We start from the raw sequence: 13,836 nt of genomic DNA on the forward strand, positions 1-13,836 counted from the left end.
ATACAGTTCACATTACTACATCTTGCATATAATATTCCATACGTATCGCTTAATTGAGAAAGGAGGCTGAAAAAGCATGTTATATTTAAATCAAAAACCTGAATATAATAAATATGATATTGGTGATTATACTTATAGTAAAGTAGGGCCAACCATTTTTTCTTGGAACGATGAAACAAAATTAAAAATAGGTAAGTTTTGTTCATTAGCAGAAGAAGTCGTTTTCATACTCGGCGGTGAACATCGCGCAGACTGGATAACAACTTATCCATTTAATGCACTTTTTGATGAAGGAGCACATATTACTGGTCACCCTTCTTCAAAAGGTGATATCGTAGTCGGCAATGATGTATGGATTGGTTATCAATCCTGCATTTTATCTGGTGTTACAATTGGTAACGGGGCCATTATCGGCGCCAGAAGCGTTGTTACAAAAGACGTACCCCCGTATGCAATTGTAGCTGGTAATCCTGCAAAATTTGTTCGATATCGTTTCCCACAAGAAACGATTGACAAACTAGAGAATCTCGCATGGTGGGACTGGGACATTTCTGTTATAAAAGGAGCCATTCCATTACTACTCTCCGACAAAACCGACGAATTTTTCACCTCACCCGAAAATGAATCTATATGATTAAAACAGAAAGAGCATCCAATTATTTTTCAGGATGCTCTTTCTGTTTTTATTTTTTATGTCCATGCAAATGATTACACGGAGAACATTGAAATGGAATTTTATCTAAGCAATTAAAGTTTGTTTCACAAATTTGTTCAATCGTTGGAACAAATGGAATGACAACTATGTTACTTTCTACTATTTGTGTAACAGGTGGCAATACTGTGCCTACTTGATGTTCAAAACGAATACTCGCTTGATTTATATAATTTCCTGAGCCATTTGGCGCGCTCTGTACTGCTACTTGGAACGAAACTGTCCTTGCTTCACCAGGATTTAAAATTCCGATAAGAAACCCTACTGCCGGGCTTACATTCGGCACTGGCCTATTATCAACCGTTACACTTCCAGGAACAAATCGAACACTACTATCTAACATATCTTGAAAACGAATATTTTGCATTACAGTATCACCCGTATTTGTGATGACTGTCGTAAACGTAATGACATCTCCAATTGTTGCTGCCTGTAAATCTGCCGTTTTTACGACTGTCGTTGAGACATTTTGAGGAATAAACGGGATAACAACTGTATTACTATCACCTTCAACTACTACTGGCGGCTCATTCGGATTTACAGTTGCGAGCCCATTCGCTGTAGCGGTATTTGTAACTAAATTATTTACTTGCCCTCCTGTTATTACAACTTGGAAATTAATAATTGCTGCATCATTTGGCTGAAAATCACCTAACGGAATACCAGTATTCGGATTAGCAAATGGAAGAGGTACATCATTTACCGTTACCGTACCATTTATAAATAGCGTATTCGGATCAATGATATCTGTTAACACAATATTGGTCACAGGAACTGTACTATCATTTATAACAGCGATTCCGTAAGTGACAACATCCCCTATCATTGCTACTTCAAAGTTTGCTCCTTTTGCAACAAATAAGATTGCAGTATTTACCGTTACAATAACTGTATTGCTCGTGTCCATCACTGTAACTGGCGGCTCTCCTGGTACTAAAATATATTCTGCTAACGCTCCAGCAACGTTTACTACTGTTCCACCATCCGGAAAACTTGTAATCGTAGCTTCATATGTTACAAGTGCCGTCTCACCAACTGGTATATCAGGTATCGTAAATCCAATCTGCGGATTTAACCCCGGTTGCGGAACCCCATTTATCGTTACACTATTTGGAATGAAATCAGCTTCCTGAGATAGCACATCGATAAATTGAACATTCATTGCATCAGCAGTACCAGTATTTAATATACGAACAGTATACGTTACCGTTTCTCCTACACCAACAACTGAATGGTCTACTTCTTTTAGCATATCTAAGCTGCCTCTATTTACCGGCGTAACCGTCGTATTACTTGAATTTGTAATTGTAGACGGAGGTTCTCCTGGAATCAATTCGAAATCTCCCGTTACTCTTGCTGTATTCATAATGCTACTAGAAGGCGGAACTGCGATTACATTTACTTCAAATGTAATTAATACACTATCCCCTACTGCAAGATCAGGCAATGCAAAGCCTACAAATGGATCTAAACCTACTTGCGGAACCCCATTTATTTGTACACTTCCAGGAACGAATTCTAAACTAGGTGATGGAACATCGATAAACTGAACATTCGTTGCTGTTACCGTTCCCGTATTTGTAACTTGCACACTATACGTTAACGTATCTCCTAATCGTGTCGCTTCTTTATTTATAGATTTTATAACGCTGAATCGTCCTCTATTCACTCTAGTTATCGTCGTATTACTCGGCTCTGTTACTACAACTGGTAGTTCTCCTGGCACTAAAGTAAAGCTTCCTGTTATATTTGCAACGTTCGTAATTGTTCCTGATGACGGGATGTTTGTAACTGTCGCTTGAAACGTCACTATAACTGTTTCACCTACCGGTATATCTCCAACTCCAAATCCAGTAATTGGATTTAAGTTTGGTTGCGAGGCTCCATTTATCGTTACACTATTTGGTACAAATGACGCCCCTGCTGAAATGGTATCAACAAACTGAACAGCATTAGCTGTTACTGTTCCTGTATTCGTTATTTGAACCGTATACGTTAATATATCTCCAACGAGAGTAGCAACCCTATTTACTTGTTTAATAACATTAAATTGCCCTCTATTTACAGTTGTAAGTGTTGTATTGCTCGGCTCTGTTACTATAACTGGTGGTTCTCCTGGTACTAATACAAAACTTCCAGTTACATTTGCCGTATTGGCAATTGTTCCGTTTGATGGCGCACTAACAACGGTTACTTGGAAGGTGACTTCTACACTTTCACCTGGATTTATATCTGGAAGCGGGAATCCGTTATTCGGATTGAATCCAGGTTGTAACACACCATCTATCGTTACACTGTTCGGCACGAATGCTATAGAGGAAGGTAATACATCACTATATTGAACATTCGTTGCTGGCACTGTTCCTGTATTTTGAACTACTGTTGTATATGTGATTGTATCGCCTACTGCAACAACCGGCTGACTCACTGATTTTAAAACATTCAAACCAGGCTCATTGATTTCTGTTAATGTCGTATTACTTGTCGTTGTTTCCGTAATAGGCGGTTCTGTTTCACTTACAGCAAATGTAGCTGTAACGTCTACAAAATTAACAATCGTTCCACCTTCTGGTATGCTTGTAACCACTTCCTGATATGTGACAAGTACAAAATCATCGACAGGTATATCTGGAACTGTAAAACCAATGAAAGGATCTAATCCTGGTGCTGGTACCCCGTTTATGCTCACACTTCCTGGTACAAATGCTACACCCGCGGAAGTAGTATCGATAAATTGAACATTCGTCGCTGGCACTGTTCCGAAATTAAAAATCAATACATCATACGTTAATATTTCTCCTACCGTCGCTACTTCTTTATCTACTAGTTTCAATGGAAAAATAAACGCTATATTAATTGTCGTAACGACTAAATTTGTTAATATCGTTTCCGTAATCGGTGGTTCCTGCGGATTTGGTTGTGAAGTAAATGTAACATCTGCATCATTTAATATGACTTCATTATCTGGAATTTCTGTAATCGTCACTTGGAATGTGACCTCAATACTTCCACCAGCGATTAATAATGGAGTAACTGTAAATCCTATTTCTGGATTTAAACCAAGTTGCTGCACTCCACCTATCGTTACACTATTGTCAACAAACGTCGTTCCTTCTGGTATGACATCTTGGAAGAACACATCTGTAACAGGGATAATTCCTACGTTTGAAATGAGCACAGTATACGTTAATACATCCCCAACGGCCCCAGTTGCAACATCAACTGTTTTTGTTGCTGTTACTTCACCAGGAGGAGGTAACGGTATTGTAACTACCGTTGTATTACTTGAATTCGTGGTTGTTACAGGTGGTTGTAAAGGATTTAATAAGAAAGTGGCTGTAGCAGATGCTGTATTTAATACTGCTCCACGTGTAGACGGTGCAACTACCGTAACTTGGAACGTTACTGTCAATGATGTTCCAGCAGCAATATTAGGAAGCGGGAAACCAACATTTGGGTCAAATCCAGGTTGTAGCGTTCCATTTATCGTTACACTGTTTGCTACAAATGTTGTTTCTAAAGCAATTGGATCAAGGAAAGAGACATTCGTTGCTGTTACTGTACCGTTATTCCGAATGACAACAGAATACGTGTAAGTTTCTCCAAGTGCTGCTTGTTGTACAGATGAAGATTTTTGTATATTTAACTGTGCTGTGTTTACTTGCGTCACAACAAAATTACTATTTGTAACAGTCGTTATTGGAGGGTTTGCTGGATTTATAAGAAAACTTGCAGTAACGTTCGATTGGTTTCTTATATTTCCACCGCTCGGAACACTCGTCACTGTAACTTGAAACGTAATCGTAGCCGTTTGCCCGACCGGAATATTTGGTACCGGGAAACCTAGCATAGGATCCGCACCTTGCTGAACAACTCCATTTATCGTCACACTATTTGTTACAAACGCAGTACCAGACGGAATTGGATCTTGAAAAACAATATTTGTTGCAGGAACAGTTCCTGTATTTTGAATAAGAATCGTATACGTTAACGTATCTCCTACACCGGCTTGTGGTGTATTTACACTCTTCATTACATTAAGTGATCCTACATTCACTCGCGTCACAACAATATTACTAATCGTTACAATTGTAATTGGTGGCTGGAGAGGACTTACTTGGAAATCAGCAGTTACATTCGCATTATTCGGAAGAACTCTATTTGGTGGTACACTCGTGATTGCCACTTGAAAAGTGACCGTCACCATACCTCCTACTGGAATATTAGCAAGTGGAAATCCAATTGTCGGGTTTAAACCTGGTTGAGGTGTCCCGTTTATTGTTACACTATTCGCTACAAAAGTGGTTCCAACTGGAATCGGATCAAGGAATGATACATTTGTCGCTGTCACCGTTCCACTATTTTGTATACGAACTGTATACGTTAACGTATCTCCTACACCGGCTTCAGTAGCACTTACACTTTTCATTACATTTAACCCTGAAGAATTCACAATCGTCATAACAGTATTACTTGGTACTGTTACAGTAATCGGTGGCTCTGTTGGATTTACAAGGAAATCTCCAGTTACATTCGCATTATTTACGACATTATTCCCTTGGGGAATTTCATCAATTAATACTTCAAACGTAACAATAACACTCGCGCCAGTAGGCAAATCATTTAATTGGAATCCAAGTTCTGGATCTGCCCCTTCTTGTAAAACACCATTCACAACTACACTATTTTCAATAAATAATGTCCCTTGTGGAATTGAATCTTGGAAAAATACATTTGTAGCTGGTACACTACCTGCATTTATAACTTCGATTGTATATACTAAAATATCCCCTACAGTTGCAACAGCCGTATTCACTGATTTCACAACTTCAAAGTTCCCTGTTTGTACTGTCGTATTCACAACATTACTCGGAACATTGATGGTTACTGGTGGTTCACTCGGATTCACTTGAAAACTTGCTGTTACATTTGCTTGATTTAAAATATCTTCATTTTCTGGATCCTGTACAATTAATACGTCAAATGTGACTACAACTGTTTGAGCCGCAGGAATATTCGGAAGAGAAAATCCTGTATTCGGATTCAATCCACTTTGCGATACTCCATTAATTGTTACAGAATTTGCAACAAATGAAACAGCAGAAGAAATAGGGTCTTGGAAAAATACATTTGTTAACGGAACGTTTCCTGTATTTTGGACGGCAATTGTGTATGTTAAAGTATCCCCTACCGCCGCTTGCGTTGTATTCACTTCTTTTATTACATTTAAACCGCCTGTATTAACTTGTGTCACAACTGTATTCGTTTGTCTATTAATTGTTATCGGTGGCTGATTCGGAATAACGACGAAATTAGCAGACACATTTCCGCGATTCGCAATCGTACCTCCCGATGGTGTAGATGTAACTCGTACTCGAAATGTAACAGTCCTACTTCCGCCAGGAGATATATTAGCTACTGTAAACCCAGTTGCTGGATTTGCCCCAGGTTGTGAAACCCCGTCCACAGTCACACTATTTGCGATAAATGTCGTTCCAATTGGGATCGGATCTTGAAAAATAACGTTCGTCGCAAGTACATTTCCTGTATTTTCAATTGTAACAGTGTACGTAAGAACATCATTTACCGTCGCAAAAGCTCTATCCACTGTTTTTCTCGTTCTTATATCAGCTATGTTAACGGTCGTAACTACAGTGTTACTTGTCGCTTGCCCTGAAACTGGTTGTTGACCAGGCACTGGAGTAAAGGTAAATGTAGCACTTGCACGATTGGGAATTGGATTGACAAGAGGATTAGATGTTACTCGAACTTGAAAGCGCACTATAGTCGTTTGCGAAGCATTAATACTTCCAAGATTTATACTACTTGCTGGATTCGCTCCTGGGCGTGCTACTCCATTCACTGTAACGCTATTTGGAACAAATGTTGTTCCAGCAGGTATACTATCAACAAAAATAACATTGTTTGCAGTAACGTTCCCATTATTTGTGACATTAACTGTGTACGTTAATACATCATTAAGCGTTGCCGTCTGTAAATCTACAGATTTTTGCATACTTATAGTCGCTTGATTCACTGTCGTTTGTACTGTGTTTGAAGAAGACGTACTTGTAATAGGAGGACTACTAACGAAAGGACGGAATTGATATGACACCATTGCACGATTTGGAATAGGATTTGGGTTCGGAAACGATGTTATTCGTACTTGAAATGTAACAATTCTTTGCGTGTTATTTGGGATTGTGCCTAAATTAATTCCATTAGCAGGGTTCGCATTCGGCTGTGTTACTCCACCTACTGTTACACTACCTGTAACAAACGTCGTTCCGTTCGGAATACTGTCTTGTAATATAACATTTTCTGCACTTCCTGTACCTGTATTAGGAACTGTAATTGTGTAGGTAAGAATATCTCCAACTCCTGCAACTGTTCTATTGACCGATTTAACAGGATTAATAATTGGCCCCGTTGCATCAATTTGAACCCCAAAACCAGCTGCAGCGTATCCATCTCCATTAGTAACGAATCGAACCGTTGCTGATGTTTGATTGTTTACTAAAGATGAGGAGGCATCTACATTTGTAATATCCCACCCCTGTCTTCGGACGGCCAAAGCTATCCCTAACGGCTGATTCAAATCTCCAAACGTGCCACTCGTATCTAAATTTCCACTGTCATTACAAATTTGTGACTGAAAAAAATTATTCGCAGGATTTCTTGGTCCGAATAATGCAACTGTAGCATTTGCATTCGGTCCAAAGCGAAGTTGATCTCCAACAATGTTAGAATCACCTTCTTGAGCAGTTACGAGCACTCGTCCTGTTACAGCTCCTGTAGCTGGAGTAGCAAATCCTGAAATAGTGGCATCAACTGGTGGTGATGAAGCATCAATAATTTCTTGACCTGCATATACTGACAAATTTCGAAGTGGTAAATTGGCATTTTGATACACAACCTCAAGCGTCCATCCAGCTGAACGACTGATTGTTGGGTCGGCTGAAGTTCTTGCAGCTGGCACAGCACCCGTTGTATATGTTCCTGCTCCACCTGCACTAACAAGATTCGTTACATTGGCAGAGCGAGCATAATAAAACTGGTTTCCTACTGAACCTTGCTGCGCGGTAACAGGATCTGGCGTAACAGAAAACGTCCCTGCTGGCGTTGTAAATGTAATGTTATCATTTAAAAATGGTAACACATCTTCCGTATCAGTCCGGAACGTACCAGCCCAAACTAATTCTGCATATAACACACTGCTTCCCGCTGGAAGATTTAAAATTGCACTTGAAGAATTCAATTCCCATTCATCTGTTGTCCCTGCTGGGAATCCTGGTACTTGCAATGCTGTATTTACTGTCGTAAACACAGCAAGTGTACCAAAAATATTACCTGGTGCAGGTGATGTAGGACTAAGTCCCAGTGTATTCCCAGTGAACGTGACGGCACCAGGTACTGTTGTCGTAAAACGATTTATAAAAGGCACACAATCATCTCATTTCATTTATAGTAAAAAGTGCTCTATACTATAAAATGTAGACAACCTATGGGATGTACGTTGTCCAACAAAATTCCGCACATATGAGAGGAGTTTATAAAACTATGCGCTATGTTATTATAACAGGAACTTCACAAGGTTTAGGGGAAGCTATTGCCACGCAATTATTAGAAAAAAATACAACTGTCATCTCTATTTCTAGAAGAGAAAATAAAGAGCTTACTAAACTTGCAGAACAATATAACAGCAATTGCATTTTTCATTCCCTAGATCTTCAAGATGTACATAACTTAGAAACTAACTTTAAAGAGATCATTTCATCTATTAGAAAAGAAAATGTATCCTCTATTCATTTAATTAATAATGCGGGTACAGTTGCACCTATGAAGCCAATTGAAAAAGCTGAAAGCGAACAATTCATTACGAACGTTCACATTAATTTACTTGCACCTATGATTCTTACATCTACGTTTATGAAGCATACGAAAGGCTGGAAAGTAGATAAACGCGTTATTAACATTTCATCTGGTGCAGGAAAAAATCCTTACTTTGGCTGGGGCGCTTATTGCACAACGAAAGCTGGTGTAAATATGTTTACACAGTGCGTAGCAACTGAAGAAGTAGAAAAAGAATATCCAGTAAAAATCGTCGCTTTTGCACCTGGTGTTGTTGATACAAATATGCAATCACAAATTCGTGAAACAAATAAAGAAGATTTTATAAATTTGGACCGCTTCATTGCATTAAAAGAAGAAGGAAAACTATTATCACCTGAATATGTTGCGAAAGCTATTCGTAACTTACTAGAAACTGAGGACTTCCCTCAAGGCGAGGTTATTAGGATTGATGAATAATAAAAAGGCGTGCTATTTTAGCACACCTTTTTGTTCTACTTCTCTAAAAATATAAGCACAGACTCCGCAATTTGCTCATAACCGATTTCTTGATAAATTTTATTAGATGTCGGATTCGCTAGATCAGTATATAACGTAGTCGTCTTGTACCCTTCATCTAACATACGTTGACTAAGTGCCGCTACACAATTAGATGCGTATCCCTTTTTCCTTGCTTCTTTCGGCGTATATACAAAATTAACTGTTATATTATTTTTAGTTGGTCTCGTTTTTGCAGCTACAGAAACGAGTTTCCTATCCACTTCCAAACCAAACAGTCGATTTGTAGTTATTAATGTATGCGCAGTTTGTTTTGCTTCTTCTTTCGTAGTAGGAAGCTTTACATCTTCACAAAATTGATATATCCACTGTTCTATTAATGGTAATTCATCATTATTTACTGCCCGGAAAAGTCCGTTCGCATTACACCTCTTCTTTACTTTGTTCAGCTCATACACACCTTGCTCCATTGCAACATTCGTTTTCTTATTTTCTAATACCGCAATCTCTTCCGCTAATTTCTGTACAATTTTCTTATTACCGATCAATCCAGGAATATCCGGGTATACTTTCGTTAACTCTTTTGCAAGTTCCTCAATAGCTACTCCTGCAATTTCAGAAGTTGCAACAATGATTTGTTTCTTCTCTTCTGTTTGCAGAAATACAACGGCAATTTCTTCTCCTTGTTTCGCTATCCCCATAAATATCGGTTCTTGGACCATTTGTAATACACCTAATATGAGATTGTTTTCCTGCTCATTCTTTTCTAGAAATGTTGTAACATCTTCTTTAAAATGAAAAATCTCTTCATATACATATAATTGAATCATCGACAATCTCTTCTCTCTATTTATAGTTTCATAAAGTATTGGCGATTAATTCACTAAATTCCTCTTTTACGATTCAACAATATTCAAAGTTAATGAATTCAAATTCGTTTCAGCTTGTAAAATTCTTTGTTTTTCCCTTTCAAATACCTCTTCTTCATTTTGAAATGACTCTTTTCGATTTTTAATCATGCGCTCCATTTCTTTTTTACTCGGTCCACCGTATACATTTCTTTTTTGAATAAAAGCTTCTGGCGATATAATTTCTTTCCACTCTTTTTCTAATAAATTTATTTTAAAATGTTCTTGCAAATACATATTTACATCTTTGAAGTGTAATTCATGTAGTTCTTTTTTCTGCTCCAATGACATATTTGCAATAGCACTTGCTGCATGATGAGCATGCCGAAATGGAATGTCATAATTTTTTGTTAAAACATCTGCGAAATCAGTTATCGTAATTGCATGTTTATAGGAACGACTTTTCAACGTTTCTTCTTCTACTTTCATCGTTCGAACAACTGCATTCATCATACAAAAAACACGAATGGTCTTTTCAATTCCTTTATATAAATACGGCTGCAAGTCATCTTCCGTATCGACAATATCACCAAATGGCGTATTATGGATCATTTGAAATACTGTAAATGCTTCTCCTAAAGCACCACTCGTAATTGCACGAGCGTGTTCAATTGAAACTGGATTTCGTTTTTGCGGCATTATACTACTGATTTGTACATATGGCTTTGCAACAGTAATACCGTCATATTCTTTCGTTGCTAACAACAAAAAGTCATGAATCCATCTACTCGTGTTCGTCATCATTACCATAAGTAGCGAGCTAACTTCCAATAAATAATCCGCCCCGGCAACAGCATCATATGAGTTCTCAATTACATTTGTAAATCCAAGTAGATGAGCAACTCGTTCTCGTTTAATCGGGAAACTTGTTGTAGAGAGTGCAGCCGCCCCCATTGGAGACTGATTTAAAAGTTGGTACGTTTTTTTCATTCGTTCTAAATCTCTTTGCATCGTATCATAAATTGCTAAAGTATAATGACCAAATGTTGTTGGCTGTGCTGGTTGTGTATGTGTATAAGCTGGCATAATCGTTTCCTTGTGATTATCGGCAAGTTGTAATATACTTTCTTGCAATAACAAATGATGCTCCATTAACCGTATTACATATCGCCTTAAACTCATGCGATACATCGTTACACCCATATCATTTCTACTCCTACCAATATGCATATTACTTACAAAATCGCATTTCGCTTCTTGAGAAATTAAATGTTCGACTAAAAAAAAGAGGTCTTCATGCTGCTCTGTATATACCAATTTATCTTTTGGTATTCGCTCTACTTTTCTAAGTGCGTTTAATATAACTTTAGCTTCTTCTATTTTCATTAAACTTTCTTCAGTCAACATCGTAATATGTGCTTTATGCACTTGAAACATATCTTTCAATAAGTAATTTCGTTGAAAATCAAATACATGTTGTAATACACAATCCACATATGTTTTTCCAGGGAAATCAGCGCCTTCACTCTTTATAAACTCTTCCTTACTCTGTTTCATCACCTTTTCCCCTCTCACCTAAGTATTACTACCCATCATACCCAGAGATAGAAAAAAAGTGCTTGTACATAAAAATAAACTCGGTGCTCTCTGCACCGAGTTTATTTAATAAAAGTCGCATCATACTTATCACTTTGCAACACTTGGAAATGTAAGTTTGCTAAATGTTTCCGTATTTCTGCACTATCGTCTTCATTTAAATTATTCGCTAAAAACACAATTTCTGTACAGTTTCCACGTTTATCCATAGCGTAAACTGCTTTTGTCACCGTCCATGGTGTGTAACCATTCTTTTGCCCAGCATGTCTAAATGTTTTACGGTATTTCTTGGCACTCATGTCTGTTTCAACGATATTTGCCCATACTTTTTCTTCAGCCTCTGTCAAGCCGCCTTTATGGTTTGCTTTTTGAAGTAATACCATATAATCATTTGCGGAAGCTGCTGGTAATCTATCTGACCAAATTTTGTCGTAACGTTCCTCTAAATAAAGCGGAATTTCCTTCTGTAATAATGGTCCCTTCTTCTTTAAGCGTTCATGAATATTCATCGCATATTCACGATATTGCTCTTGAGACATTTCTTTTAACTTTTTTTCTATTTTATATTTTGGAACATGCAATTCTTTATGCAAATATCCCGGGATATATAAAGATGAAACGATTGGAAATAGTGGTTGATGTGCAGGAAGTGATAAACTTTGTAAATTCCGATTAATGTTATCTAATCCTAACAATTCCATTAAGTATTCAGCATTCGCATTCGAACTAAACTTAACCATTCCTTTTGCCACTTCTTCTAAAGAAACCGCTCCTTCAGTTATCTTGCCTGTCTTCTCCAAATACTTTTGCCATCTATCTTGTGCACCCCCATCTGTATTCGGAACATAATAACGATTCACATCATTAATCGAAACGAAACTAGACGAATCAATTTTCCCTTCAGTAACTTGTTTCGTATATTCAAGCGCCACAATTAATTTCATCGTACTAGCGACTGGCAATACAACATTGGGATTTACAGAATAAACAACTTTATCATTTCTCTTTACTAGAAGTGCACTATTTTTTTCATCTTTATGTTCTTCAATAAAAGATGCAATATACTGTGCATCATCATTATTTGAACTCCATACTTTTTTCACTAAAAAGTTACCCGATATTAGCAAAACGAAAATACCCACAATTACTGCGCATACCATAGTTTTTTTCAAGTAAAATTCCTCTCCTATTGTGTAACTCTTCTCTATTTATCATTAAAAAACAAATTAATGGAGATGGTCATTTAAATAACCATCTCCATTATTTTAACTTGTATACTCCTATTATGTCTACGTCATGATTTTCACAAAATCCTCAAGAAATTTTTTATAATGTAATGACCAACCAATTCGCACCCAATTTTTCAAGGCTTTTGCATCAGGTTGAGGACGGAAATCTGCAATACTTTCTCCTTTTGCAATTCCAACTGTATCTACATCGACACGACGATATACATAGTCTAAAAGGGATGGATTTGCCGCAACCATCATTGTAACGACGTCATGTACTGGGCTTCCTTTTATTTTCGGATTTAACTTTCTATAAGCTTTATAATAATACGTAAATATCGGCTCGATTAACTTATTAAAACTCGTTTTAGAGTGTTTCGTAATATATTTTACCATTTCCGGCGTAATAATTGCTTCAGATGTAACGTTAAGTGGTACTAATGTCACATTTTTAGCATTTTGCATAACTAATTGCGACGCAATCGGATCACCATGAAAATTCGCCTCTGCGACTGGTGTTACATTGCCAGGCATTAAGAAAGCACCGCCCATTATATAATATTCTTTCACATACTTCATCATCGGCTTTTCTAAAATAAATGCCGTCGCTAGTGTTGTTGATCTACCAGCATCGACTATTATTAATTCCCCTTTATATTTTTCAAGAAGATCAAAAAATGCACAAAAAGGCTTTATATTTGGCAAAAAAGTTTTTGGAGGTTTAATTGGCCCTAAACCGTCTGCCCCATGAATTTCTGGATAATACGTTGTAACATCTCCGGATAAAGGAATTTTCGCACCATTAATAACAGGTATATCTTCCCGTCCTGCCATTTGCAATAAATATGCGGCATTACTTGTCGCCTTTTCTTGTGTTACATTTCCATATCCCGTTACTACCCCAACAATATCAATATCAGGATGCAACAATCCATACATAATTGCTAAAGAGTCATCAATGCCTGGGTCTCCTAAAAATAACACTTTTTTCATCGACCTCAACTCCATCCCCTCAGTTGTTATTAATTTATGAATAAACGTGGATATACAGAATAAAAAAGAACAAATTCATACGAAAAAACGCAGTCCTATAAGGACTACG

General features: G+C 37.4%; 7 protein-coding genes. 2 read left to right on the forward strand and 5 right to left on the reverse strand.

The annotated features are described in order from the left end of the window. Positions 1 to 76: 76 nt before the first annotated feature. On the forward strand, positions 77 to 634 hold the full coding sequence (locus NZ044_RS17430) for a CatB-related O-acetyltransferase (RefSeq protein WP_000966310.1): 558 nt from the start codon (positions 77 to 79) through the stop codon (positions 632 to 634). Positions 635 to 683: 49 nt separating this feature from the next. Here the strand turns inward: NZ044_RS17430 and NZ044_RS17435 are convergent, their stop codons facing one another. Beyond that, positions 684 to 8,156 carry a DUF7507 domain-containing protein gene (locus NZ044_RS17435; protein WP_044783425.1) on the reverse strand — a complete coding sequence of 2,491 codons (7,473 nt, stop codon included), beginning with the start codon at positions 8,154 to 8,156 and terminating at the stop codon, positions 684 to 686. Between the two features lie 116 nt (positions 8,157 to 8,272). On the opposite strand from NZ044_RS17435, the gene NZ044_RS17440 reads away from it, so the two are divergent. Further along, on the forward strand, positions 8,273 to 9,022 hold the full coding sequence (locus tag NZ044_RS17440) for a (S)-benzoin forming benzil reductase (protein WP_001271058.1): 750 nt from the start codon (positions 8,273 to 8,275) through the stop codon (positions 9,020 to 9,022). A gap of 35 nt (positions 9,023 to 9,057) precedes the next feature. Here NZ044_RS17440 and NZ044_RS17445 read toward each other — a convergent pair whose 3' ends face one another. From NZ044_RS17445 to NZ044_RS17460, 4 genes are all read right to left on the reverse strand, one after another. Further along, positions 9,058 to 9,891, reverse strand: coding sequence for a GNAT family N-acetyltransferase (locus NZ044_RS17445; RefSeq protein WP_000615512.1), 834 nt, complete (start codon positions 9,889 to 9,891; stop codon positions 9,058 to 9,060). 66 nt (positions 9,892 to 9,957) lie between these two features. Then, a complete protein-coding gene (gene argH / locus NZ044_RS17450) occupies positions 9,958 to 11,466 on the reverse strand; it encodes an argininosuccinate lyase (RefSeq protein ID WP_000813973.1) in 1,509 nt (502 codons plus the stop codon). A 101-nt stretch (positions 11,467 to 11,567) separates the two neighbouring features. Further along, positions 11,568 to 12,677 carry a serine hydrolase gene (locus tag NZ044_RS17455; protein ID WP_000753478.1) on the reverse strand — a complete coding sequence of 370 codons (1,110 nt, stop codon included), beginning with the start codon at positions 12,675 to 12,677 and terminating at the stop codon, positions 11,568 to 11,570. A gap of 117 nt (positions 12,678 to 12,794) precedes the next feature. Then, positions 12,795 to 13,727, reverse strand: coding sequence for a nucleoside hydrolase (locus NZ044_RS17460; RefSeq protein WP_098505503.1), 933 nt, complete (start codon positions 13,725 to 13,727; stop codon positions 12,795 to 12,797). Between the last annotated feature and the right edge of the window lie 109 nt (positions 13,728 to 13,836).

It is taken from the genome of Bacillus sp. FSL K6-1338 (assembly GCF_038006965.1).
Lineage (GTDB): Bacteria > Bacillota > Bacilli > Bacillales > Bacillaceae_G > Bacillus_A > Bacillus_A thuringiensis_S.

Excerpts from the sequence above, each read along its gene's own strand:
- NZ044_RS17460 (WP_098505503.1), bottom strand. The coding sequence starts at position 13,727 with ATGAAAAAAGTGTTATTTTTAGGAGACCCAGGCATTGATGACTCTTTA.
- NZ044_RS17440 (WP_001271058.1), top strand. The coding sequence starts at position 8,273 with ATGCGCTATGTTATTATAACAGGAACTTCACAAGGTTTAGGGGAAGCT.
- argH (WP_000813973.1), bottom strand. The coding sequence starts at position 11,466 with ATGAAACAGAGTAAGGAAGAGTTTATAAAGAGTGAAGGCGCTGATTTC.
- NZ044_RS17445 (WP_000615512.1), bottom strand. The coding sequence starts at position 9,891 with ATGATTCAATTATATGTATATGAAGAGATTTTTCATTTTAAAGAAGAT.
- NZ044_RS17430 (WP_000966310.1), top strand. The coding sequence starts at position 77 with ATGTTATATTTAAATCAAAAACCTGAATATAATAAATATGATATTGGT.